Raw genomic sequence first — 23654 nt, 5'->3', positions numbered from 1 at the left:
TTCAATAATTTTTTGAAAGTCTTTGAAACGAGAAGAAGCTTGGTAAGGTGTGACTCCTCTTGAGCGATGCTGAGCGTAGACGGGGAGGTATAACCAGGAGGGAATTCATAAAGACCGGCATAGTTATTGGCGCTGCCGCTGCTGCTTCACCATTCCTCCGCATGCTAGGCACAACAAGTGTTGCCGAAGACGAAGAAGATAGACGTATTTACTACGAGTTCTTCGACATAACTAACGACAAGGACCGCCTACAGTACTATGAGGCTGTTGGCCTCGTCGTGGAGAAAGACGGCAAAAAGCTTGTAGCCAATCCTCTCTTGCCCGACAAACCAATGGCCTATACCAAGCCCGTATGGGAGGACACATTCCCCCTTCTCCCACCAGGTGCTACCAAGGACTTCTATTCGCGCTGTATCAGGTGCGGGCTCTGCTACTCGGCGTGCAACTACATGGGGTATAATGCGATAAGGCTTGCAGACTTCAGCGCGGGGCACAAGAAGCTTGGCACTCCTATTGTTGACCGCCAGTGGCTCTACCCGTGTACTCTTTGCATGGAGTGCACCGTTGTATGCCCGACGGGTGCGCTTGCAGAGATACCGAAGAGAGATGTACAAATGGGTATAGCGCTTATCGACCCAGATCTTTGCTGGGCGTGGAACAGCGGCGACTGCAAGAGCTGTGCCAAGGCATGCCCCTTCGGCAGCGAGGTCTTCGAGTTCACGTTCAACGAGTGGGGTGTCCATACCAAAGTGCGGCCAGATAGGTGCAAGGGCTGTGGTCTCTGTGTCCCTGCTTGCCCGATAAATGGTGCAGCAATCCACGTGTTGCCGAAGGAGGTATACGAGGAGCGCACCAAGAACTACAAGAATACAGGTATGAGCTACGAAGAGTACCTTAAACTGATTTTGGAGACTGAGCGCAAGGACCCGGCAGCAGCCGTGATGCGGTCTCAGATAAACACCGACTATATCCAGAATGTGCGGGGCTACACGGAGGAAAAGATACAGACCGAGCTAGGCGCCTCAGCTACGACGAGCACTAAGAGGGGTGAAAAGAGTGCCTAGCGGTGCTTGGTCCAGGAGGCTGCGCCGGATAATACTTGGCACACCGCGTCGCGGCAAATACACTGTTGCGAGAAGACTATTACAGCTAACAATACTTGTGCTATTCTCTATACAGGCGCTAATCTCCTACAGCATCCTCATGGGCTCCCTGGCTTCTAGCAGAATTCTCAAAACAATACCATTAATGGATCCCTTTGCCTGGCTCGAGCAAGCCGCTGCGACACATAGCCCGACACTTGAATCAGTGATAGCTGTACTCGTTGTCTTCACAATTTACAGCATCCTTGGAAGATTCTTCTGCGGCTGGGTCTGTCCAATGGATCTTCTCTTCAGCCTCTTCGAGCGCAAACTGAACAGACTCAACGCACCACTATACCAAAGGCCCCACAAGACCACTAAGGCGGAGAAAATAGTGCCGCCAATCATGATGATAATATACTTGTTGCTCTCGATAATGCTTGGAAGACCATTCTTCACAACATACTCTCCAGTAGCAGGCGCCACAAAACTAGGCGAGTTCCTAGTGAACGTGCTCTACAACATCCCCGGAGCCACCATGGGTCTAGTGATGGCGTGGTCAACTATAACTGGGTTCGCATTAATAGTGAACATTATAGCCGAGTACGTGTTTGGGATAAAGAGGTTCTGGTGTCGCTTCGTCTGCCCCATAGGCAACCTCTATGGATTCATAACGAACAAGTATAGCCCGTTCGTGATAAAGATCTCTAAGCCAGAGAAGTGCGTCCGCTGCAACCTATGCAGCATGGTATGCCCGATGAGCATTGATATCCTCAACGAGTACATCGAGAAAGGCAGAGACATTAGGGACCATAGGTGCTTCCACTGCGCTAGATGCGTAGAGGCTTGCCCCTATGGAGTTCTAAGCTTCAGCGTGGCATCCCCTAGCGCTAAGAGGCCTACACCTCCGCCACCGAAAATAAGGGGGCCAAGTAATCTAAAGGGTAAGGAGAATAAAGGAGTACGCGAGGAGGAGAAGTAATGGCGTTTATGACTGGCTTCTTCCTCGTGATAGGAGAGTACCGCTCTGAGCCTAAGAGGAGCGAGCTGAAGCAATACCTAGAGGGCCTTGGCTTCGAGATATACGATGTAGGGAAGCCTTCTGCTCTCGTGTTCTACGTTGAAGGCGAGACAATTAAAGAACTCGAGGATAAGATCAAACTAGCAGAGCAACATGACGGCATAGCTAAGGCATACATAGCGTACGGGTTCACGGGTAGCCGTGAGCTACAAGACTGGCTCAACGAGGCCCTCGAGCGCGGCGAGATAGAGCTCGACCAATCAACGATAAACTATCTTAAGACACTGCTCCAGAAAATGGGCGTAAAGGAGCAGGAGGCATAGGGATCGTCTTTTTCCCAACTCATTGCTCCTATTTCAATCTGTTATTAGATAATGAAGCCGCCTAGAGAAGGAGGCCTCCAGCCTGCCAGCTTTGTCCGAAACTCCTATCCCTTATACCATGGATATTCCTCCTCGCGATATCCTTGATGATAAAGGCTAGAGTAGCGGGCCTTACTGTGGCGATTATTTTGCAACGCATAATTGCTCTGAGGGCTTAATCCTGGTAAGGGGGCTAGTGAAGTGCTAGATAGCCTTAGGAGTGTTATCGGTGCACTTGTTGCCGAGCTCCTAAGGCTACGTAGCGAGAAATGTGTCAGCCTGGATGCTATTGCAACGAGGCTCTTTATACGTAGCGTGCTCGTCAAGCGGGCCGCTGAGCTATTATCGGCTGAGCCAGGTGCAGGTGCTAAACTAGTAGATGGAGAAATATGCATCGAGGACGCCTTAGCCCTTGCACTGACAGCTGTAAGGCTCGGAGTACCAGAGACGGCTATATCCAAGAGCCTTGACTGGAGACTCTTCGAGGAATACGCGAGACGTGCTTTCAGCGAGGCAGGATACCGTGTCTACCGCGGACTTCGTGTTGCTGGTAGGGGCGGACTCGAACTCGATGTCCTTGCACTAGCAGAGGCTCATGCCGTGGCCATTGATTGTAAGCACTGGGAGCCAAAATATACCGTGCCTAGTCGGCTAAGAGATGCCGCCAGGAGACATGTTGAGAGGATTAGGCGGCTTGAGAAGTATTGGGACCGGCTCGGCCTCCCACAGGGATGTTGGAGGATCGTTCCAGCGCTTATAGTCATTAAGGAGAATGTCCCAAAGATAATTGAGGGGGTGTTCATCGTGCCCGTTTCAAAGCTTAGGGGCTTTATAGAGGAACTTCCAGTGCTTCTTGAGGCCGAGGAGGCTGCCTCTCTAAAAATATGTTCGAAGCAAACGAGGCTCTTCTAGGAGCAGAAACATGTTTTGCTTAGCCGCTTATCTGGTAGAACTCGAAGCCCTCCCGGCTTAGTTCTTCCAGTATTTTCTTAACCTCTTCCCTGGACGGGACCTCTATTATTACTCGTAGCGCCGTATGCCACGTCGGTGCTTGTATGTCGCTCCTATCGTGCAACACTTCTAATATGTTGGCACGGTGTTTCCCTATTATTGTGGCAACTTTTGCAAGCATTCCTGGCTGGTCCGGGACATAGCCATATATCGTCGCTATGCGGCCTGTGAATGCTAGGCCTCTTACTAATATGCGGTTGAGCATTGTTAGATCAATGTTACCACCAGATATGACTGCTACTGTTTTCTTGCCCTCGATACCCCTTACTTTGCCGCTCAGTATTGCCGCGAGAGATGCAGCTCCAGCGCCCTCGGCGAGCACCTTGCCTCTCTCTAGGAGGAGATAGATAGCCTGAGAGAGTTCATCCTCGGTCACAGTTACTACTTCGTCAACGAGTTCGCGGATTATGCGGAAGGTTAGTTGGCCTGGACGTTTCACAGCAAGCCCATCTGCAACTGTTGGCTTAGGCTTAACCGTCACGGGGTGACCTGCACGGAGAGATAGGGTAAACTTTGGAACATTAGCCGGCTCAACCCCGACTATTCTTATGCTTGGCTTCTTTTTGCGTAGTGCAACCGAGATGCCGGAGATTAAGCCACCACCACCGATCGGGACGACAACCACATCCACGTCCTCTAGGTCCTCTAGTATCTCGTGGCCTAAGGTGGCTTGTCCAGCAATTATGTCCGGGTCGTCGAAGGCTGGTATGAACTCGTATCCTCTCTCCCGCGCTATTTCCCGTGCCTTCTCCTCCGCTTCGTCATAGATCGTACCATATAGCACTACTTCGGCTCCATAACCTTTTGTAGCCTCTACTTTCGCGATGCTCGCAACCTCTGGCATTACTATTACTGCTTTCATCCCGAAACACTTTGCAGCGTAGGCCACGCCCTGTGCATGGTTGCCGGCAGAAGCCGCAACAACACCCTCCACTTTTCCTACTAGCTTTGAGAGCTTGTAGAGTGCTCCGCGTACTTTGAAGCTCCCGGTTTTCTGCAAGTTCTCGTACTTGAGGTAGACCCGGGCTCCGCTCATACGGCTAAACGTTGTACTATAGTCGAGCGGAGTGTGATGAATATACTTAGATACTACTTTGCGTGCCTCAAGGCTACGATTATATATGTCATTAATAAGCTCGTCTACATTAGTCAAGCTTTTTCTCCCAGATAAGCTATTGCTTCAACTTCTAAATCTACTCCCTTAGGCAGATTCGAAACCTCAACTACAACGCGGGCAGGCGGCTCTTCGCTAAAATACTCTGAGTATACCTTGTTAAATCTATCAAAGAGCGAAATATCCCGTAGATAGACAGTTACCTTGACCACGTCGCGGAGGCTGCCTCCAGCCGCCTCAACTATTGCCTTCACGTTCTCTAATACGCGTCTAACCTTTGCTTCGAAATCACCCTCAACGAGCTTCCCGGTCTCGGGATCTATTGGTATCTGTCCGGCAACAAACAACCATCCACCAGCAACAACGCCTTGGCTATAAGGCCCTACGGGCTTGGGCGCTTTATCAGTATATACGATCTTTTTAGCCAAAAGAGTCTCACCCCTACCAAGATGAGGTCAGATAAGCAAGCTCTCTATGCCAGGAGTTGCCCCCGATGCGTAAGTGCTGCGAGATACTATAAAGCATCTAGTCGGCTGTGAAGCAGCAATAGTTTACGCGCCTAAATAGCGAGACAGAGCTTGCCCTCTACATTAAGCATGTGGTCCCACTCTACATTTCTGAGCTTATCTAGGGCTCCGTATACAATTGTCTATAAATAAGGATACCATACTGGCCGTAAGAGAACAATATATTGGAAAACTATATAAGCCGATTTATCCCACTAAGTTTCTAGGTGCGATAGAATGTTCCCAGAGCTATCCACGATAATGGCTGCAAAAGTAGTCGAAGCAGTAGAGAAATCCAAGAAGAGGAAGAAGACCCTAAGGCCTTAGAACGGTGACCATCGAAACTAGCTAGAACAATATAACTGTTTTTTATTATTTATAGCAGTATCTACACCATGCTTGCAAATGCCTGCTCCGCTACCTCTCCGCGCCTACTAAATGCTTGCTTCACTGCCTCAACATCTATCAACGCCTCAACAATATCTATTGTGTGAGCGATTATTCTTGAAAGAGTCTCAAGTATAAGGCCTGTGCTTAAGGGGACACCGTGGCCGGAACTAGAGCGAAGCTCCTTTATCCTCTTCTTTATAATATCGCTCTTCTTTGATGCATCTTCGATGTCCACATTGCCTTCCTCTATTACGGCGCGCAGCACCATCTTTAAAACACCTATCGCGTCATTATATACTTCGCATATCTCGCTAGGTACACGGCTCTCCGTATCAACGAGGATCCGTGACATAACGGTTGCATAGTCGGCTATTCTCTCAATGTTTTTAGCTATAGAGGCTATGAACAATGTCTCTGGTAGCAGTATTCTTTGCCTTGCTGCCTCCGAGGGGTCAATTGTTGCTTCTACTAGTTGTCGTAGCACTAACAAGTAGAGCTTGTCAGCCAAATTGTCGCGCTCCCTTATGCTCCTGAAGATCTCCGTGCACTCCCTGCCAGCATACATGCACTGGAGAACGTCTTCATGCATAGTTATGGTTACCCTTGCGAGTCTTCTAAGAGAACTCTTTATCTCAGCGAAACTTGTATCAACGATGTTTTGTAGCAAGACAGACGATGTATCTTCTTCTAGTGGTTCAAGCCCGAGTATTCTCTTATGTACTATGTCTATTATTTCCTCAACTTGCTTCTGTAGAGCAGGCGACTTCTTAACAAGGCGTATAGATTTAAAGCCTGCAAGATAGCCTGCCATTATCCTTCTCACAATCATGTTGAAGTCGCTATCTTCTCCAATCTCAACGATGTACTCGCTTAGCGCCTTACGCGAAGACGAACTACTTTTTGGGCGGAGGACAAGACTGCCATCGGGAAGGATTTCTATTTCTAGCTCGCTGCCGGCGCGGACTCCCACCTGGCGGGCCCACTCTTTGGGAAGCGACACGACGAACGTGCTTCCACCTACTAGCTGTACCCTTCTAGTAATAGTTGAAGCCACTAGACGCACCCACTTACACAATCAACTATATAGTTCTATATAGGTTACTAAGCACTCTAAGTACCTACGAGTACTCTATACGCATGGCTTCTATACTCCTCTAGTCTTTCGGGTAACAATGGGCAACGATACTGGTTCAAGGGAGGCATGCATTGGTAAAGCTGCGCGGCATTGGTATAGTAGGTGAGCAAGCCCTAATGCTGGTGCTGTTCATTGTTATCGGCCTTCTCCTCATTGATATAGTGCTCCAAGTCGTATGCTGTATCTATAGTGGTAGAGGCTCGGTAGAGCAGCGACAAGGCATCCGGCTTGCTGGTTCGGGCTCGACATTCATATATCCGCAGATGCAGGAGTGGATAAAGGACTTTGAAAGGATGTATCCCGATATACTAGTTACTTATAATCCTACTGGAAGCGGTACCGGTCAAGCACAGCTTCTAAGGGAGAAAGTAGTTGATTTCGCGTGCTCGGATCCGCCGCTCACGAAGGAGCAGTATCAGCAGTACAAGGGAGAAATACTCCAAATGCCTATTATAGTTGGGGCAATAGCAATAGTCTACAAAATACCTGGATACGATGGACCGTTGAACCTAACCGGTGAAGTAATCGCCAAGATATATCGTGGCAGCATAAAATACTGGGACGACGATGCAATAAAGAGTCTCAACCCTAAGGCAAACCTACCTCATGCCGAGATAAAGGTGATTCATAGATCAGATTCCAGCGGGACTACTGCCGTCTTTACTTTCTTCTTGCACAAGGCCGCACCAGATGTATGGCCGTCTTCCCTCGTAGGCAAAGCAATAGAGTGGCCGGTGGACGCTACTGGCAGAGGGCTTGGCGCTAAAGGAAACCAGGGAGTCGCTGAGTACTTCAAGGAGCTTGATTCAGCTATCGCATACGTTGAGCTTGGCTACGCGCTCGAGAATAACTTTAGTATAGCAGCAGTGATGAACAGAGAAGGAGTCTTCGTTGAGCCTACTGTGAAGTCAATGCAGGCCGCCATAAGTAGTGCAATAAAGGCTGGTCTCCTACCGAGGTCACCCTTAGCTGACTGGAGCGGTGCGCTGGACGCGATAGTCTATGCGCCTGGAAAAGACTCCTATCCATTAGTAAGCTTCACGTTCATGATTGTATGGGCTGAGTACCCGGCACAAAAAGCTGAGGCGATAAAGAAGTTCATAGAGTACATCAACACTGTTGGCCAGCACCAAATAGTAGAGGGCTATGCACCTATACCGACAGAACTGCAAGAAATCAACTTGAAGGCGTTAGACATTATAAGGGGGCGATGAGCGTGGCCACTGCGAGGCCCCTTCATCGCAGCGATAAGTTGTTGTACTATTCTCTGCTTCCTTTCGCGTCAATAATAGTGGCGACGTTTATTCTACTTTTCATAGTTATAAGTTATGTATCGTTCCCCGCGATAAGAAGGTATGGTACAAGCATTCTCACGGCCACTAGGTGGGCTCCTAACGAGGCTAGTCCGGAATCCTCGGTCTACGGGCTCCTTGCACCGCTCTTCGGCACACTTGTTTCATCAACCATAGCCGTTATCTTAGCATTACCGGTAGCAGTATCCGTTGTCCTCGTCCTTGAAGAATATGCGCCACAGAGGCTTAGAGAAGTAATAGGGTCTATAATCGAGCTCATGGCTGGGCTCCCCACGATTGTTTACGGCTTATGGGGGTTGGAAGTACTTGCTCCAATGCTCAGGAAGCACGTGTACTCTCCTCTGCACGAGCTCCTAGGCTTCATTCCGCTCTTCTCGTGCAGACCTATAACAGGGTTTAACTTGGCAACCGCTGGCGTACTCTTAGCCATAATGATTCTTCCATACATGGTGGCTGTCGCGAGAGACGCCTATCGTTCAATACCGTTTATTTATCGTGAAGCAGCACTAGCTATAGGCGCAACTAGGTATGAGTACGCGAGGATAATGCTAGGCCTGGCTAGGCCCGGAATCATTGCTGCTGCTTTGCTCGGCTTTGGCAGAGCTGCTGGAGAGACAGTTGCCGTGGCACTCGTTGTTGGAAATACCCCCTATGTTGGTGCTTGTCTCTTCAAACCAGCGTATACGGTTTCGTCGCTTATAGCGAACCAGTTCGCTAACGCGAATCTCTACCCGTATATGATGAATGTGCTCTTCTTCGGAGGCTTGTTGCTGCTGCTTATAGGTATGGTAGCGAACACTATAGCTGTCATAATGATTGAGAAGGTGAGAAAGAGGCTTGCTTGATTCACGCCTAGTTAAGGAGAAACTATTCCTTGTGACGATTTTCGCCCTAACATTTATCGGAGTTTTGCCCGTATTCTACGTATTAGCAGAGGTATTCGTAAAGGGCACAGAGGCCTTAGCCAAGCACGGTACAACAATACTAACAAGTACTAGCAACGGTATAGTTGCACCAATATTAGGCTCAGCAATACTGTCTATAGCTGCATCCATTCTCGGCATCCCGCTCGCAATCCTGGCTGGGTTCTTCGTAGCAGAGTTTCCTGAGACAAGAATTGCGAGAATAACACGCGTCATGTCGCGAAGCCTTCTTGAAGTGCCGACAGTTCTCCTCGGCATGCTAGTATACATAATCATGGTCGTGCCCATGGGCCGTTTCAGCCTACTCGCAGGGGCTGTGGCACTAGCCCTGGTAATGCTGCCCTATGTAATGGTGCATGTTGAACAAGCAATCGAGTCTGTGCCCCCAATATACCGGGAAGCGGGCTACTCTATAGGGATGACAAGAGCCGAGGTTCTCTTCGGAATAATTGCCGGCATCGCTAGACGCGGAATAGCAACAGGCGTCCTCATGGGCTTTGCAAAAGCAATGGGTGAGACAGCTCCACTCCTCTTCACAATAGGGGCTGCGCGCTCAGCTCTCCCGTGTAGCCAGAGACCCGTTATTCTCAACCTTCTGGAGCCCGGGGACGCAATACCCCTAATGGTTTTCCAGTACGCACAGATGCCCCAACCCATTTACCACGACATGGCGTGGGCAGGCTCCCTTCTACTCGTAATAGCATTCCTTCTCGTCTTTTTGGCGGTACGCAGCCTCGTGAAAGAGGTGAGGCTATGAGCACTGGCGAGGCAGTAAGGACAGAGAAACTTAACGTGTGGATACGTGGAAAACATATTTTGAAAAACATTGACTTCCGCGCCGTCGCTTCAGCAATAACAGTTATCATGGGGCCTAGTGGTAGTGGTAAGAGCACGCTACTGAGAAGCATAAACCGGCTTATCGAGCTATTCCCCGACGTAAAAGTCGAGGGCAAGGTATATGTCCTAGGCAGAGACGTCTACAGGGAAGACCCCTACCGCATACGGCGATACATAACAATGGTCTCACAGACACCTAACCCATTCCCACACATGAGTATATACGATAACGTCGCGATAGGGCCAAAACTACACAAGATTGCAAAGACCAAGGAGGAGCTTGACAGAATTGTTAGATGGGCCCTCGAGAAAGCCATGCTCTGGGACGAGGTAAAGGACAGGCTTCATGATCCACCTACGCGGCTCAGCGGAGGACAGCAGCAACGCCTCTGCCTTGCAAGAGCGCTAGCACTTAAGCCCAAAATACTGTTGCTAGACGAACCCACCGCAAACATTGATCCAGTTAACGCGAGGAAGATCGAGGAAGCGATAAAAATGCTTGTAAGAGACGAAGGGCTAACAGTGATAATGGTTACTCATACCCCTGCACAAGCCGTGCGCGTCGCAGACTTTATTGCATTTATCTATAACGGTGAACTCATAGAGTATGGGCCGGCAAGGGAGATCGCACTTAACCCGAGACATAGACTTACCGAACTTTATCTCAGAGGTGAAATAGGGTGACGACCGCGCCCACTGCGGAAGAGGATCTGGAGCACATTGAGTCTACTCTTCGCAAGCTATTCAAAATAGCGATGGAGAGCCTAGAGGCAATTGCTAATGCAATAGAGGAGGCAAAGCCGCTAGACCTTTCAGCTAATACGGCTCTAGCAGAACACCTAAAAGACACCATATATACTGAGACCTTGTTCTTCATAGCCAAGTGGCAGCCCCTTGGACATGAGCTGCTATATGCTGAGGCGCTGATCAAGGTCTCCTACGACTTATTTAGGATAACGAGATATGCAAACGAGATAGCACTGACGATCTCGCTTGCACCAGGTGAAAAGATTAACGGAGAGGTACTCGAGGTCGCCAAGCTCGCTAAAAACATGGTTGAGAGAGCCTTTTACGCCTTCGTTGAGAAAAAGCGGGGCGAAGCAAGAGAAGTCCAGAAACTAGATGAACAAATAGACCAAGCATACCGTGCTAGACTAAAGAAGGTTGCCTCTCACAAACAAGTGCCTAGAAACGAGGCACTCGCATGTATAGTGCTCCGGCAATTAGAAAGAGTCGCTGACCATGCCACCTACATTGCACGAGAAGTTGAGAGAGCAATAGCTCCCTAGAGAGCCGGGAAAGAGGCGGCCCGGAGATGCCATCAATCAACATCGAGCAGGCACTAAAGGTGGCTGAGAACCTAAAACCCGTTATTAAGCGTTATACGCCTGACTCTTTCGACGATCCCCGCTACTATCCTCCACGGGATGCCGACGTAGAAAGTGTCACAAGGTTCTTCCTCGTACTCGTCGCGATGGATCATCGACTAAGCAGGCCAGGACGTCCATATGAGGCAGTAATCGACGGGGAGTTCTACCACGGGGCCGATCTCCTTTATCGACTAGGCAAGATGGTTTTCGACGAAAAACCGGAGTTCTTTGACCCACAGAACCTCGTAAAGGTTAGAGAGGAGGATGTTCTGCGCTGGCTATGTGTAAGCAATGTATGCCCTCCTGACCCAGGCGTTAGAGCTGCGCTTCTAAGGGATCTTGGTAGGAAACTTCTACTTCTCTACAATGGCTCGGCTTACAGCCTTATCGAGGAAAGCAGGGGATTACTGCATTCATGGGATCCGGAGAGCCCCGGCCTTGTCGAAAGGCTAAGGGTTTTTGAGGCTTACAGTGACCCTGTTGAAAAGAAGCCAATGCTGCTGGCAAAGTTTCTCGAAAGGCGCGGTATTCTCTCCATTAAGGATAAATGGAATCAACGTGTCCCGGTGGATAACCATGTTACACGTATAGCGCTAAGACTCGGCATCGTTAAGCTAGAGGAGCCTCTTTGGTCAAAGCTCGTTGAAGGAGAAGAGTTTACGCCTTGGGAGGACATCGCGCTAAGAATAGCTGTTAGGGAAGCATGGCACATCGTGGCAACGCGGGCCAGGGTTAACGACTTCGTGCTTGACGACATACTGTGGACTATGGGTAGAAAGGTCTGCCTCCCCGATACCCCTCAATGTAATCGCTGCGAGAACCACCCAGTCTGCAGTAATGGCTCGTGCAGCCTTGCCGCCGTATGCCCCGTAGCGCGTGGAGAGGCTAAGCCGATAAACGAGCACAAGTTTCTAAACACTTGGTGGTACTAGTCTCCAAGTGTACGCCGATGAGGCAACTTCTTTGGCTACCTCCGGAGCCCCAGAGACGGGGCTGTGGCGAATCCTGGCCTTACCGAGGCCTCGACTAGCCAGGGTGTAGCAGAGTGTACGTTGTACGTGCTGTGCTAGTTGACGTTGATAAGGAGGCGGAAGCCGGGGCGAAAAGCGGCAGGCAGGGCCTAGATGCGTGGCTCTCCGGTTCTTCCAGCGGCTCTGTCTCGGTAAAGCTTACCATCCTAAGGATCAAGAGGGTGGGGTTTCTTGTCCAGCGTCTCCCCGAGGAGGGTGTTAGCGCTGTATGGGAGCCCAGCTTCGCTATAGAGTCGGTGGGGAGTCCTATCTGCCGCTTCCATGAGGGGCCTTGGGGCAAGCCCGAGGAACACAGGTACTGTACAAGGCGAGCAGTGACCCACGACGGGTATTGCGAGGTCCATCGTCGTAGCTGGAGGGCTCTCTACGAGAAATGTGCACAAGGCATTGACTCTGCCTGCGTTAGTGTCGCGCCCCTTCTCAGAGGCTACGAGTTCAGCGTCTACGTGCTGGACTACGGGGGTTCTAGGGTCAAGGCCGGCCTTACCCAGGGGTGGAGGAGGCTCTGGCGGATAGCCGAGCAACCCCATGTTGCTGCCGCAATAGTGTACAGCGGGGATCTTCTCTCGGCGAGAGAGATGGAGAAGAAGCTTGGCTCTCTGCCGCTCGGCACAGAGGGTGCGGCAGCGAGGTTCAACAAACGCATAGAGAGCTCCATAGTTGCGCTCAAGAGGCTTATTGGGTCGCCGAATAAAATAGCTGAGAGGCTTGCCTCCCTGCTTGAGCAACTCGGGCTAAAAGGATCGTTCGAGGCCTATACTATTCTATCGAGAAACGGTATACCGGAATGGCTTATAACTACTAGGAGGGGCAGCCTCGGAGACCTTCTAGAGAAGAGAGTACGTGTTCTGGATTATTGGGCTGGTTATCTACTCCTGGACATAGGTGGCTCGAAGCTCGTTGTTCATAAGTCAGAGATCCAGCATAGGGATCTGAACGGCCTCATAGTGCCAGCTATCACGGAGCAATAATATCGCATCCCTTGTTAGCTGCACGCCGCATGCTAGAAGTATCGCTAAGCGTTTTTCTCGGTGCAAGAGAGAAGCTGATAATTGCTCCTCTTCTTAAAAGGGGTAGAGGGAGCCTCTTGGCAGAACCGATAGTGGAGCGAAGAGAGGCGGAAGACCTCCGCAGGATGGTCTCAAGAATAGCTGGTGAGGCTGCGGCATATCTTCGAGATCGTTTTGGCCTTGAAGAGCTTCTTGAGACAAAGGATATTCATAGCTACGATACTGATGAGAGCATGATTATTGACTATGAGAGCGAGGAGAACGTCATAGAGCTACTGAAGGCGGAGGGGTTCCGGGGGCTGTTTATCGGCGAGGAACACGGCTTCGTCAAGCTTGGCGATGACCCATACATAGCGGTAGTGGACCCTCTTGATGGTAGCAAGAACTATGCAAGCATGATACCGTGGAGTGCTGTGAGCATCGCAATAGCAAGAATACCCAGGGATAGAGAGCCAAGACTAGGCGATGTATTAGCTGGCGCTGTTGCACCTATACTTAGCATGCCTGTTCTGAGCTTCGCAAGAGGAATAGGGGCCTTCGAGGGGGCTTCGCACATACAGAGGCCCCGTGTGCCGCCGAGACTCATACTAGCCTATGTTGAGGAGCCCGAGCAAGCAAAGGTTGTCCATACTTATTTATCCTTGCAAGAGAAGAGAGGAAGCGTTAGAGCACTGGGAAGCGCTAGCTTAGAAATGGCTTGGACGGGAATAGGTAGAGCAGAGGTATTCATAGATGTCCGTGGCAGGCTACGTATCGTGGACGTGGCTGCTGCAGCCTTCTTCGCCAAAGAGGCAGGAGCGACAGTTATAGTAGAGCGCCCCGATGCCCGCCTAGACCGCGTGGATAGGGTTGGAAGTGTCTTGGTGGCCTCTAACAAGGATGCTGAACATCGATTATACAAGGCCCTCGAAATAAGCGGGTTCGGCTATCTTGCCGAGCGCAAGCTCTGATACCGCGCGCCGGGCGCCTCTTTTTCACCCAGAGCATTGTCTAGGTACTTGTTAAACGGTGTAAGAATAGTTTGCCCCTCTTGAGAGATATCGGCGAAAAAACAGCCTTAGAAAAGATGAGCCAGATTCTTGGAAAACAGTGGCGGTGCCCAACTCTTTCTCCAGGAGATGACGCGGTCTGTGCTGGGATAGGCTTTGAGAACATTATAGTAAAGATTGATGGTGGTAGCATTGATACTAGCAAGGCTCCGTGGATGGGGTACTATGATGTTGGATGGCTCTGGGTTACCGCTACGGCGAGCGACTTGGCTGCGAAGGCTGCTAAGCCAATAGTCTTTCTCATCTCTGTTGGACTGAATCCATCATTACCGGAGGACGCGCTGTATGAAGTGATTAAGGGGGCTATTGACTCCGCGCACATCCATGGAGCATGGCTTGGAGGCGGGGATACAAATAGCTCAAAGGACATTGGCTGGGTTGATGTCGCAGGCATAGGTGTTGTACAGCTCCAGCCGCCTGGAAGGAGGCCACAGCCAGGAGACCTTGTCTTCATCACAACTGGCCGGCTGGGAGTAACTGGAGCAGTGCTTCACTCCCTTGCATCCGGGACGTGGAGAAAGGCCATGCATGAGTATCCCTCTTTCTTCAACGAATTCGATAGGCCGAGAGCTCGCATCGAGTTTGCAGACCTATACCGGATCGTCGGAGCTGATTGCATAACCGCCTCAATAGACATCAGCGACGGCCTTGCTGAGACACTATACCAGCTTGCTGAGGCAGGAAACTCTACAGTAGAGATCCGTGAGCTTCCTCTGAGCAAAGAAGTTCTGCGCTACGCAGAAGAAAACAACGTTAACCCATTAGACTTGGTACTCTACGGTGGTCAAGAGTACGAAATAGTGTTTACAGCTAAGCAGGAATGTAGAGAGGATGTTATTGGCGAGGCACAAAGACTAGGCTTAAGGGTTAAGGCGATCGGTGTTATTAGGAAAGGTGCACCTAAGGTCGTGTACCGTGGCTCACTCATCGCTAGGAGGGGATGGGACAACTTTAAGGCATAGCTTTCTAGTCTTTGAGGAAGACTGTATAAGCCCTCAGCTTCTAATAGTAATAATGTTCCTATCTGTACAAGAATTTTAGCACATGGCAGGTTTCTGGATGGTGATCTCGCACATCATTTGTGGAAACTGTTGTAACACGCGTTAATCGGATTAGGGTAATTCGGTATTACCGCGAGGTGTAAGCTAAACACTAATCGCAGAAATGGAGCATGACTTAACTCGACTGATTAAAACGTAATACTGCTCCCACTACAGTGTTACCAACCCTATACACTAGAACTAGATAACGCTAGTAGAGCAGAGACCCGGGTGTTCTCCTGGCATGCCTATAGTCTATCGTTGCAAGAGATGTGGTTTCATACTTCATGTTTTTGTTAAGGTTGGCCAGAATAGTTACGGAGTACCGACTCCCTCGGAATTGGCAAGCCAGTTCGGCGGAATATGCCCACGATGCGGGGCTCCTCTAGGGAAGCCGAGCCTAAACGATATAATCATCAAGCCTAATGGAATGGCGGAGCTTAGAAGGGTGCTAGAAGAAGCCAAGCAGACGATGAGGATAAGCTTTAGGAGTATTGAGCGATACCTATATGAGGTCCGCAGCCCAGTGGAAGAAGCACCATCATCGCTTGGAAGAACTGACACAGTTTCAGCGGAGGCTTAGCCCTTTTTCTCAGAGTCCTTCTCTGGCGCCGGGTTAGAGCCGCGGCTTTTTGCATCGCTAACCCTTTATCCGTTATCTGCTCCTGCATACAGCTTAGCACGGGAAAGACACTGGGTGTAGGCATCGCTATGCACGTGCCTCCACTGTATCGGCTAAGGGAAGCACTCGTAGACGCGATGAAGATACTTCATTATCGGGGACTGCTTAATATCAGAGGAGGTAATGCCAGTGCTATTTACCGGCTCCAGGACAACTATGCGTTCATATACATAACGCCGAGCGGTGCTGTGAAACCTAAGCTGAGACCCGAGGACATTGCCGTCATCGATCTTAACGCAAACGTGTATGAGGGCAAGCCTAGCAGTGAGTATAGACTACACCTGGCCATATATAGGAGGAGAGATGATGTACGTGCAATAGTGCATGCACATAATCCGCTGGCTGTGCTTGCGGAGAGGCTTGGGCTAAGACTTGACCCAGGCCTACTAGGTGTTGAGGCGAGGTACTATCTTGGCGAGTGCGTGGCAATAGTGCCGGAGACCGAGCCGGGTACCGAGGACCTCGCAAAGAAGACCGCTGACGCATTAGCGAGGAAAGAGTGCTCTGTAGCCATTCTCGCAGGGCACGGAGCCGTAGCAGTAGGCACAGATAATGACCCGGAGAAGGCGGTCTACGAGGCTGTGGACAAGTTGGAGGTTCTAGAGGACTTGGCCAGGAGCACTATCCTTTACGAACTCGTGGCCAAGGCTAGGCAGCACTAATAGCAGGATGGTTTCGACTCGTATAGATGCTCCCTACCGTCCTCCTTTTATTTCCCTTTTTAGTACAGGATGTGCACTTGTCAACGCAAGCCAAGCACCGCTAATCGAGAGAACTGTTCCCGGGATACTTGCAAGCGGAGGCTGCTCACCGAGAAGCAACCAGCCAAGGAGGCTTGCACCATAAGGTTCAAGTAAGGCGACACCTGTAACAATTGTTGCCGGGTAAAAGCCTAGAGCGTAGTTCATCGTGCTATGCCCGAGGAGCATTGGAACGAGCCCGAGCAGGACTAAGTAGGGTATGCTACGGCTTGGCACGCTCCAGGGTTCCGACCCTGCTAGAGGTGTTAGCGCTAAGAGCACTAGGAATGCGGCGAAATATGCCGCACTTGTATATTCTAGTGTTGAAGCTCCTCTCACTCTGAGAGATCTGCCAATGAGGAAGTACATTGCAGCGAAAACTGCTGCTGTAAAGGAGAGAGCTGCCCCAATGACCGTTGCGCCAGCCCATGGCGTTGAAAGTACAGCTATACCTAGGAAGCCGAGCAAGACGCCCACTAGTCCGCGAACTGTTATATATCGCTTAATTAGAGCCTCATAAATCCCTATTATGACAGGGTAGGAAACAACTATTCCAGTTGACGAAGCTATACTCATATGCCTAAGGCTTTCAAGCCATAACGCGAGATGCAACGCTAAGAAAACACCGCTAGGAACACTGCGGAGAACCAGGTAAGGAGGAGGAAGCTTATCACTAGCAGCAGCCACAAAGAGCGTAACCATGCTACCTACGAGGAGGCGCCACCAAGCAGCAGTAAACCCGTCAACGCCTGCTAGGCGTGCCAGGGGAGCCGCAAACGAGATACCAATAAAGGCTAAGAGGAGCGATATCGGTGGAGGAACGAGGCGCTGCTTCACCCCTAGCAACCCCATTGCTTCTAAGATTAACGACACTTATACAACACGGATTTAATAGGCCTCCTATAGGGCAGTTTTACGCCAAAAAATAACGGCTCGAACAAGAGAGGCGTAGAGTTAATATTAGGGATTCCACAGACCAACTTACCGAGAATACGAAAGGCTGCAACTGAATCCGGGGAGGAGGGTAGGCTGTGTTCCAGTTCCTTAACGGGACAGAATGGCTAATAATTTTGCTCGTTATCCTACTAATCTTTGGGCCTACGAAGTTACCGCAGCTAGCAAAGGGCATAGGGCAAGCCTTCTACGAGTTTCGCAGAGCCTCGCAAGGCCTCATCGAGGAAGACGAGAGAAAGACGAGGAGAAACCTTAACGATATAGATGAGGAAACTCTGAGGAAGCTTGCAGAAAAGCTTGGAGTCAAGAACACTGAAGAGAAGAAAAAAGACGAGCTCATATCAGAAATAATTGCTGAGGCAAAGAAAAAAGGACTCATACAAGACGTTAAAATCGAGGGCAACTAAGTAGGTAATACAGCAGCGAGTCCGTGATCCAGCAAAACCCTTTTGGTAGTTTTAGCGAAGCTGCCTCCATATAAGCGGTTTTGATTGTAAGAAGTACTCTAAGCTAGAAGTAGTGGTAATTAGGCCCGGTCTGCTTGGCTAGAAACGGTAGTACTAGGGGCTTAGAAATGGCTGAGAAGCCGCCCCACGATAAGGAAGCTACTATCTGGGAGCATTTAGAAGAGCTCATGATACGCTTGAGAAGAATAATAATAGTGTTCATTCTCGCTACCGCGATAATGTCGGCTCTTCCTGCTGGTCTTGGAGGTGAAAAAATCTACACACCACTTATAACAGTATTCCCCAAGATAATATTCAGGCACGTTATTCCCCCCAACATTACCGCATTTAATGGCAAGACCTATCCGGTCATAGTAATGCCTGGCTCCGAGTTCGAGTCCATCGAGATACTGACGTACTCTGCAGTTCTCCTCGGAATTATAGGCTCAGCGCCCTTCGCGGCAAAAGAGCTGTGGGAATATATCGAGCCTGCCCTTTATCCCCACGAAAAACAGTTTATGAAGCGGTACATAGCTCTCTTCACGGCTGCTTTCCTCTTTGGAGTCTTCTTCGCAATATATATTGTCGCACCACTTATCTACCTAATGATGTACAAACTATATCCTCTCTTCGCGCCAGAGGGTTATGGCATAATAATACGAGTAACTATTAGCAGCGTCGTAGCCTTTACCTTAAAGCTTGCATTCGCTTTTGGACTGCTTTTCGAGATACCGATTGCGATATACCTTGCCCTTGCTTATGGAGTTCTTGACCCAAACCTGTTTAGTTCAACAACAATGAAGTACATATTCCTAGGAACAATGATAACAGGTGCCATAATCTCTCCTGACCCATCGGGCTTAGGCATGTTGCTCATAGGGCTTAGCCTCTATGCACCGCTTCACATAGCAGTACACCTTGGCAAGAAGCGAGCACTGGAGCGAAGAGCACTGGAGCAGGCCAAGGCGCTTCTCGAGGAGGGTAGGTAGGCTCTGCTTCAGCACTTCCTTCCTATTATTAACGAAGAACGGTCAAAATTATAAGGGGGCTTGTCTTATTCTTCCTCGTTCTGCATGAAGGGTGAAGCAGTATGTGGTTTTGGTTCTTTTATGACCCTTTGACAATGATGGCGCTAATGATAGCCTATATTCTCGGATTCCTGGTATTACAGGTAATAGCTATCCGTATTGCTCCGAGAGTGGCTGCTAGCCTTGCCGGCAGAATGAGTCTCTATACTGCAATGCTTCTAACTGCCTTGCTCGTAATAGGAGGGGGCACGATAACTGCTTATATTCTCTATGAGGCTGCAGCAGCATATGGTTATAGACTCTACGTTGAATGGATCATAGCGTTCATACTAGTTATGAGCATTATAAGCTATCTTGCAGCCCCATGGATGATAAACTTCGCGTACCGGGCAAGGCCTGCACCAGAACTCCAGGAGATAGTTAACGAAGCTGCACGGAGAGCGGGTATGCGAAAGCCTCCCAAAGCCATGCTTGTGGAGGGGCCACCTAACGCGTTTGCTTATGGCAATTTCTTAGCAGGGCGCTATGTCGCTGTTACTCACAGCCTTTACAGGCTGCTTGGAAGAGATGAGCTTCTGGCTGTCATCGGCCACGAGTTGGGACACCACAGGCACCGCGATACAGTGATAATATTGTTACTGGGCCTCGTACCGAGCCTGCTTTACTACATGGGTGTATCGCTGATACGGGCCGGGCTCTGGGGCTCGGTTGCAAGGGATCGCGAGCGAGACAATAGTGGACTCGTACTAGCCGCCTTAGGCGTCCTAGGCGTTATAATGAGCTTCATAATGCAAGTGGCTGTGCTGGCGTTTAGCAGGCTCCGTGAATACTATGCAGATGCTCATGGAGCGTTTGTTGCTGGTGTAAGGCCTATGCAGAGAGCGTTGGCGAAGATACACCTCTATTACAGCGGAGTCGATAAGAGGAGCTTAGAGGCAATACGGGGTAGCAGCATTAAGGCGCTCTTCATATATGCATTAGTGTCTACGCTGGCAAGCCCATTCTACGAACCAGGCTGGAGGGGTACAAGGTTCCATGATGACATTGACAGCGTTGTTGAGGAGTTAAAGAGAGCGGATGTTGACCCGGCTCAGGAAGTATTTAGTGATCACCCACCTATACCGAAAAGGCTTAGATTTCTTGACAGCCTAGAAGCCCAAAACATAAGGCCGTAATGCCATTCCTCGCTATACATGTCCACTATATGCGTCCTAGGTTGTTGGCTCATAGGATTTTTCTATGCTTCTCGCAATAATCTCTAATTGTATATCCTGTGTTCCCTCAGCATATACTAGGGCGTAGATCCTGCTTAATGAGTCTAGGATGCTGCTCCCTCTTAGCAACGCCACGCCGCCCGTACTCGTTATGGCGGCATCTACGGCTTGTTTTGCAGCCTCAACTGCAACGTATTTCGCTATGCTTGTCATGGACCAGTCAAATGACGAAGGATTGCTCGCTATCTTGGCTGCCGTCCTCTCTACGTACGAGTAAGCGGTCTCTAAGTAGGCGTATGCTCTTGCTATTCGATGTCTCGGCGCTTGATAAGCCCAGGAGCCGCGCTCAATTAGCAGCTTTATGCTGTAGCTGAGAGCTTGTCTAGCTAAGCCGATTGCGTGAGCTGCTACGAGGAGCCTACTCAACGCTACTGCTTGGAGCACAGCTTTATACGCTTCTTTGCCGGGTCGACCTACTAGTTTCCCCTCAGCATCATCGTAGACAACTCTTCCTATGCCGCTACACTCGTATCCAACAACATTTATGGGCTCTATACTTATCCCGGAGGCCTTAGTGCTAACGAGGCTTATTGCATGCCCCTTGTCGCTGGACGCGAGTACTATCAACCAGTCGGCTTTAGTAGCATTTGTCGTGAATATTTTCTCGCCCTTCACGGCTACAGTATTGCCGCCGAGAAAGTCTATGCGAGTCGATAAGTGACGTAGATCCGATCCACCCTTGGGCTCGGTCAGCGATGGTGCTAGTAATCCTTGTATGGTTTCACCGAAATAGTCTAGTATGTATGCCGCCGTGCAATGAGCTATGGCACTAAAGTCGGTGCATGGCGCAGCAGGGCTGTTTGCAAGCCTTTCGACAAGGCCTATCACATCGCGGCACTGAACATTATGCAAGGCTCGACCTATTTCCTTAAAGAGGCGTAATGAGGATATTAGTGTTGCCTACGCCTCTTCGAGACCATTGTAGGCCGCAGGTATTTAGTCTGTATTTACGGTATGACCGGGGCCTCACGAGCCTTGCATGTTAGATAGTGTTACCATACCTATACATAGCAGGGGATAGTGTGGAAACAGCACAGAAGACAAAAGGCTTCCGATACCTAGGACTAGCATCAGCCATTGAGGCTGTTCTGCGCGAACTCGGCGGCAAGGCCGACATAGACACAGTTCTAAGCCGTGTATGGGAGCAGTACGTCGAGAAAGGCAATGGCGAGAGAGTAGTGATGAGGCTCTTTCATCATCCAAGCGGAGAGCTTTGGAGCCCTGACGCCGAAGAAGCTATACGGGTCCTTGAAGCCGCCGGCGTTGTAAAGAGGGTTGGTAGGACGCTAGTTGTCCGGGGCTAGGCTCTTTCCGAGCGAGTACCCTCTTTTTGCAAATCTAGGAGTATGTTTATCGCTTTTTGCGCGATTTCCTCCTCTCCCTGTCGCGCAAATACCACTACTCTGTACAAACTGAGCTCAGCTAGTTTCTGTAACCTTCTAAGCTCTTGTCCCCCGCCCTCGCCTGTAGAGCTGAAAGTGGTTATCTCGCCAGTTGCTCTATGATATACACCTAGTCTGTCGAGACTTATGACATCAACTCTTAGCGGCCTCACCATTAGTAGTGGATGCCTATTTTGAAGTTCCAGGAGCTCGTCGAGGAAGGGCTTAGCCCATTCCGGTGCGTAGCCTTCATAAAGGTAGCTTATGTAGAGACCCCAGAGCTTCTTGTCCTCAATAACCTTGTAAAGCCTTGGGTGGCGCCTCTCGATCAGCATTGACGTAAGTGTTTTTGCTTCTTGCGAGGCCTTGGTCTTGCCCAGGTAGATCCTTCTGATTAGCTGCATGACTGCAAGGTCGTCGAGGCTCCTCCACTCTTCAAGTGCCCATTGCTTCTCCTCGGCGATGCTTTGCGGTGTCGGTATGTCTATTTCGCCACTATTTTTCTCAATGCTTAGAAGGCCGTCGCGTGCGAGTATGCTGAATAATCTGCCGTATATCGAGTTGTAGGCTTCTACTACGCGGTGAAGATAGACTTCGCTAAACATGTAGAACCTTGCAAGGAGAAATGCCTCGACTATGCTGACGCCCTTATCTATAACCATTACTTGGCATGCTTTTCGGCTAACCTCTGCTCCTCTGTTGCCTTTCTCGAGGAGGAGCGGAGATGCAAGTAGGACGCGGACAAGGCGGTCTACGTCAAATATTCCGTATCTCACGCCGGCATAGAGACTATCTCTGATGAGATAGTCCATGCGGTCTACATCGAGTCCGCCAGCAATTAGCTGGTGCAAGACGTTGGCAGCACACTCGCTGCCATAGTCAAGGGCCATAGTTTTTGAACCTGATCCTTGCAATATGAGTCTGAGGTCGTCGCTTACGCTTTTCGTGAAGACAGGTTCTATTCCAGCCTCCTCTGCGAGCCTGCCTACGAGCCTTAGGAGGCTATAGGTGTAGGCTTCGTGGCGGAAGGGAAGTTTCTCGAAATCGGGGATGCGGTAAATGAGCTTTGCCTCCATGATGCCTACTTCGCTTGCGTGGCTAAAAGGCAAATGCCCCACATCGTGTACCAGTGCTGCGAGCTGGAATACTTCTGAAGAGTTGAGCAATGTGTTCGCAAACTCTCCTCCCCCTACACTCTTGAAGTATAGCCTCGTGTTTGCCGAAATGAAGTTGAGGACCTCGCCTGCAAGATGTGCTGCTCCAAGGCTATGATTGAAGCGCGAATGCTCCATGCCATGGTATACCATGTGGGCAAAAGCGGTCTGTTTAATACCGCGGAGCCGCTGCATAACCCAGGAATCAACTATTGGGGTTAGGCGTGCACATAGATCTACGTAGCCGTGTACCGGGTCTTTGAAGCTCTTTACACCAGTGCAGAGTCTCGCCACTCTCTCTTCTCCCATATTCATCTAGCTGTAAATAAGGGATACCTATATTCCTCCTTCCCGCAACACGATTAACAGCACAGACCTAATACCTATTGCTGGATTCAAGCATCAGGAATAGCGCATTACGAGCCTTCCTTGTGCTTCAACTAGCAGTGGCGGCTCAGATAAATAGGTGTCCGAGTGCTAAACTAGTGCCCGGGGATTGAGGATATGCCCAAGAAGAGGCAGAACAGAGGCAGGCATAAGGGTGCAAAGGGTAAGACACGTCTGGTCCAGTGCGACAACTGTGGCAGACTTGTACCGAAGGACAAAGCCATATGCATAACCAAGATGTACACCCCGCTAGACCCGCAGCTTGCTAGAGAGCTTGAGAAGAAAGGAGCCATAATAATGAAGTACCCTGTTGAGAAGTGCTATTGTATTAGCTGTGCGGTACACTATGGCCTAGTTAAGGTAAGGCCCGAAGAAGAGAGAAAGGCTGTAAGAGGCCCCGTAATATAACCCCC

26 protein-coding genes are annotated in these 23654 nt (G+C 50.0%); 20 read left to right on the top strand and 6 right to left on the bottom strand.

Going from position 1 to position 23654, the window contains the following annotated elements:
• Positions 1 to 59 precede the first annotated feature (59 nt).
• From SBG41_RS02725 to SBG41_RS02710, 4 genes are all read left to right on the top strand, one after another.
• Positions 60 to 1064 carry a 4Fe-4S dicluster domain-containing protein gene (locus SBG41_RS02725; RefSeq protein WP_317896012.1) on the top strand — a complete coding sequence of 335 codons (1005 nt, stop codon included), beginning with the start codon at positions 60 to 62 and terminating at the stop codon, positions 1062 to 1064.
• Positions 1057 to 2064 carry a 4Fe-4S binding protein gene (locus tag SBG41_RS02720; RefSeq protein ID WP_317896011.1) on the top strand — a complete coding sequence of 336 codons (1008 nt, stop codon included), beginning with the start codon at positions 1057 to 1059 and terminating at the stop codon, positions 2062 to 2064. The genes SBG41_RS02725 and SBG41_RS02720 overlap by 8 nt, the downstream gene beginning before the upstream one ends.
• Complete coding sequence (locus tag SBG41_RS02715) at positions 2064 to 2426, top strand: hypothetical protein (protein ID WP_317896010.1); 363 nt, start codon at positions 2064 to 2066, stop codon at positions 2424 to 2426. Before SBG41_RS02720 ends, SBG41_RS02715 begins: the two co-directional genes overlap by 1 nt.
• A gap of 240 nt (positions 2427 to 2666) precedes the next feature.
• Entirely contained in the window at positions 2667 to 3377 is a 711-nt protein-coding gene (locus tag SBG41_RS02710) for a restriction endonuclease (protein WP_317896009.1), read from the top strand.
• Positions 3378 to 3396: 19 nt separating this feature from the next.
• On the opposite strand, the gene ilvA is transcribed toward SBG41_RS02710, so the two are convergent.
• The 3 genes from ilvA to SBG41_RS02695 all read right to left on the bottom strand — a co-directional run bounded on the left by ilvA (position 3397) and on the right by SBG41_RS02695 (position 6540).
• Positions 3397 to 4629 carry a threonine ammonia-lyase gene (ilvA, locus tag SBG41_RS02705; protein ID WP_317896008.1) on the bottom strand — a complete coding sequence of 411 codons (1233 nt, stop codon included), beginning with the start codon at positions 4627 to 4629 and terminating at the stop codon, positions 3397 to 3399.
• Entirely contained in the window at positions 4626 to 5018 is a 393-nt protein-coding gene (locus SBG41_RS02700) for a RidA family protein (protein ID WP_317896007.1), read from the bottom strand. The genes ilvA and SBG41_RS02700 overlap by 4 nt, the downstream gene beginning before the upstream one ends.
• A gap of 466 nt (positions 5019 to 5484) precedes the next feature.
• The gene (locus SBG41_RS02695; protein ID WP_317896006.1) at positions 5485 to 6540 is read right to left on the bottom strand and encodes a phosphate signaling complex PhoU family protein; all 1056 of its coding nucleotides are present in this window, start codon (positions 6538 to 6540) and stop codon (positions 5485 to 5487) included.
• A 152-nt stretch (positions 6541 to 6692) separates the two neighbouring features.
• Here SBG41_RS02695 and pstS point away from each other — a divergent pair, with 152 nt between their 5' ends.
• The 11 genes from pstS to SBG41_RS02640 all read left to right on the top strand — a co-directional run bounded on the left by pstS (position 6693) and on the right by SBG41_RS02640 (position 16538).
• Entirely contained in the window at positions 6693 to 7835 is a 1143-nt protein-coding gene (gene pstS / locus SBG41_RS02690) for a phosphate ABC transporter substrate-binding protein PstS (RefSeq protein ID WP_317896005.1), read from the top strand.
• Positions 7832 to 8779 (top strand): phosphate ABC transporter permease subunit PstC, encoded by a 948-nt coding sequence (gene pstC, locus SBG41_RS02685; RefSeq protein WP_397470763.1) that lies wholly within the window; start codon positions 7832 to 7834, stop codon positions 8777 to 8779. Before pstS ends, pstC begins: the two co-directional genes overlap by 4 nt.
• A complete protein-coding gene (locus SBG41_RS02680) occupies positions 8772 to 9614 on the top strand; it encodes a PstA family ABC transporter permease (RefSeq protein WP_317896003.1) in 843 nt (280 codons plus the stop codon). The genes pstC and SBG41_RS02680 overlap by 8 nt, the downstream gene beginning before the upstream one ends.
• Positions 9611 to 10378 carry a phosphate ABC transporter ATP-binding protein gene (locus SBG41_RS02675; RefSeq protein WP_317896002.1) on the top strand — a complete coding sequence of 256 codons (768 nt, stop codon included), beginning with the start codon at positions 9611 to 9613 and terminating at the stop codon, positions 10376 to 10378. Before SBG41_RS02680 ends, SBG41_RS02675 begins: the two co-directional genes overlap by 4 nt.
• The gene (locus SBG41_RS02670; protein ID WP_317896001.1) at positions 10375 to 10983 is read left to right on the top strand and encodes a phosphate signaling complex PhoU family protein; all 609 of its coding nucleotides are present in this window, start codon (positions 10375 to 10377) and stop codon (positions 10981 to 10983) included. The genes SBG41_RS02675 and SBG41_RS02670 overlap by 4 nt, the downstream gene beginning before the upstream one ends.
• Positions 10984 to 11009: 26 nt before the next feature.
• Positions 11010 to 11996: a hypothetical protein gene (locus tag SBG41_RS02665; protein ID WP_317896000.1), complete on the top strand. Its 987-nt coding sequence runs from the start codon at positions 11010 to 11012 to the stop codon at positions 11994 to 11996.
• A 113-nt stretch (positions 11997 to 12109) separates the two neighbouring features.
• Positions 12110 to 13066, top strand: coding sequence for a hypothetical protein (locus SBG41_RS02660; RefSeq protein WP_317895999.1), 957 nt, complete (start codon positions 12110 to 12112; stop codon positions 13064 to 13066).
• A 29-nt stretch (positions 13067 to 13095) separates the two neighbouring features.
• A complete protein-coding gene (locus SBG41_RS02655; protein ID WP_317895998.1) occupies positions 13096 to 14055 on the top strand; it encodes an inositol monophosphatase family protein in 960 nt (319 codons plus the stop codon).
• Between the two features lie 71 nt (positions 14056 to 14126).
• Positions 14127 to 15116, top strand: coding sequence for a thiamine-phosphate kinase (locus SBG41_RS02650; RefSeq protein WP_317895997.1), 990 nt, complete (start codon positions 14127 to 14129; stop codon positions 15114 to 15116).
• Between the two features lie 322 nt (positions 15117 to 15438).
• A complete protein-coding gene (locus tag SBG41_RS02645; protein WP_317895996.1) occupies positions 15439 to 15777 on the top strand; it encodes an FmdB family zinc ribbon protein in 339 nt (112 codons plus the stop codon).
• Between the two features lie 128 nt (positions 15778 to 15905).
• Complete coding sequence (locus SBG41_RS02640; protein ID WP_317895995.1) at positions 15906 to 16538, top strand: class II aldolase/adducin family protein; 633 nt, start codon at positions 15906 to 15908, stop codon at positions 16536 to 16538.
• 33 nt (positions 16539 to 16571) lie between these two features.
• Here SBG41_RS02640 and SBG41_RS02635 read toward each other — a convergent pair whose 3' ends face one another.
• Positions 16572 to 17453, bottom strand: coding sequence for a DMT family transporter (locus SBG41_RS02635; RefSeq protein ID WP_317895994.1), 882 nt, complete (start codon positions 17451 to 17453; stop codon positions 16572 to 16574).
• Positions 17454 to 17647: 194 nt separating this feature from the next.
• Between SBG41_RS02635 and tatA the strand changes: the two genes are divergently transcribed.
• The 3 genes from tatA to SBG41_RS02620 all read left to right on the top strand — a co-directional run bounded on the left by tatA (position 17648) and on the right by SBG41_RS02620 (position 20219).
• Positions 17648 to 17977 carry a twin-arginine translocase TatA/TatE family subunit gene (tatA, locus tag SBG41_RS02630; RefSeq protein WP_317895993.1) on the top strand — a complete coding sequence of 110 codons (330 nt, stop codon included), beginning with the start codon at positions 17648 to 17650 and terminating at the stop codon, positions 17975 to 17977.
• Positions 17978 to 18144: 167 nt separating this feature from the next.
• The gene (gene tatC, locus SBG41_RS02625; protein WP_317895992.1) at positions 18145 to 19005 is read left to right on the top strand and encodes a twin-arginine translocase subunit TatC; all 861 of its coding nucleotides are present in this window, start codon (positions 18145 to 18147) and stop codon (positions 19003 to 19005) included.
• 101 nt (positions 19006 to 19106) lie between these two features.
• Positions 19107 to 20219: a zinc metalloprotease HtpX gene (locus SBG41_RS02620; RefSeq protein WP_317895991.1), complete on the top strand. Its 1113-nt coding sequence runs from the start codon at positions 19107 to 19109 to the stop codon at positions 20217 to 20219.
• Between the two features lie 36 nt (positions 20220 to 20255).
• Here the strand turns inward: SBG41_RS02620 and SBG41_RS02615 are convergent, their stop codons facing one another.
• A complete protein-coding gene (locus SBG41_RS02615; protein WP_317895990.1) occupies positions 20256 to 21146 on the bottom strand; it encodes an acyl-CoA dehydrogenase in 891 nt (296 codons plus the stop codon).
• 194 nt (positions 21147 to 21340) lie between these two features.
• On the opposite strand from SBG41_RS02615, the gene SBG41_RS02610 reads away from it, so the two are divergent.
• Positions 21341 to 21622, top strand: a complete 282-nt coding sequence (locus SBG41_RS02610) for a hypothetical protein (protein ID WP_317895989.1) — start codon at positions 21341 to 21343, stop codon at positions 21620 to 21622.
• Here the strand turns inward: SBG41_RS02610 and SBG41_RS02605 are convergent.
• Positions 21619 to 23148, bottom strand: a complete 1530-nt coding sequence (locus tag SBG41_RS02605; RefSeq protein WP_317895988.1) for an HD domain-containing protein — start codon at positions 23146 to 23148, stop codon at positions 21619 to 21621. The genes SBG41_RS02610 and SBG41_RS02605 overlap by 4 nt on opposite strands.
• A gap of 210 nt (positions 23149 to 23358) precedes the next feature.
• On the opposite strand from SBG41_RS02605, the gene SBG41_RS02600 reads away from it, so the two are divergent.
• Positions 23359 to 23649 carry a 30S ribosomal protein S26e gene (locus SBG41_RS02600; RefSeq protein WP_317895987.1) on the top strand — a complete coding sequence of 97 codons (291 nt, stop codon included), beginning with the start codon at positions 23359 to 23361 and terminating at the stop codon, positions 23647 to 23649.
• The last annotated feature ends 5 nt before the right edge of the window (positions 23650 to 23654 follow it).

This window comes from Pyrofollis japonicus, from assembly GCF_033097485.1.
GTDB lineage: Archaea > Thermoproteota > Thermoprotei_A > Sulfolobales > Pyrodictiaceae > Pyrofollis > Pyrofollis japonicus.
This window is presented reverse-complemented; position numbering and strand designations above follow the sequence as displayed.

Coding starts and splice junctions, on each gene's coding strand:
- SBG41_RS02715 (WP_317896010.1), top strand. CDS start 2,064: ATGGCGTTTATGACTGGCTTCTTCCTCGTGATAGGAGAGTACCGCTCT.
- pstC (WP_397470763.1), top strand. CDS start 7,832: ATGAGCGTGGCCACTGCGAGGCCCCTTCATCGCAGCGATAAGTTGTTG.
- SBG41_RS02675 (WP_317896002.1), top strand. CDS start 9,611: ATGAGCACTGGCGAGGCAGTAAGGACAGAGAAACTTAACGTGTGGATA.
- SBG41_RS02665 (WP_317896000.1), top strand. CDS start 11,010: ATGCCATCAATCAACATCGAGCAGGCACTAAAGGTGGCTGAGAACCTA.
- SBG41_RS02655 (WP_317895998.1), top strand. CDS start 13,096: ATGCTAGAAGTATCGCTAAGCGTTTTTCTCGGTGCAAGAGAGAAGCTG.
- SBG41_RS02645 (WP_317895996.1), top strand. CDS start 15,439: ATGCCTATAGTCTATCGTTGCAAGAGATGTGGTTTCATACTTCATGTT.
- SBG41_RS02640 (WP_317895995.1), top strand. CDS start 15,906: ATGCACGTGCCTCCACTGTATCGGCTAAGGGAAGCACTCGTAGACGCG.
- tatC (WP_317895992.1), top strand. CDS start 18,145: ATGGCTGAGAAGCCGCCCCACGATAAGGAAGCTACTATCTGGGAGCAT.
- SBG41_RS02620 (WP_317895991.1), top strand. CDS start 19,107: ATGTGGTTTTGGTTCTTTTATGACCCTTTGACAATGATGGCGCTAATG.
- SBG41_RS02600 (WP_317895987.1), top strand. CDS start 23,359: ATGCCCAAGAAGAGGCAGAACAGAGGCAGGCATAAGGGTGCAAAGGGT.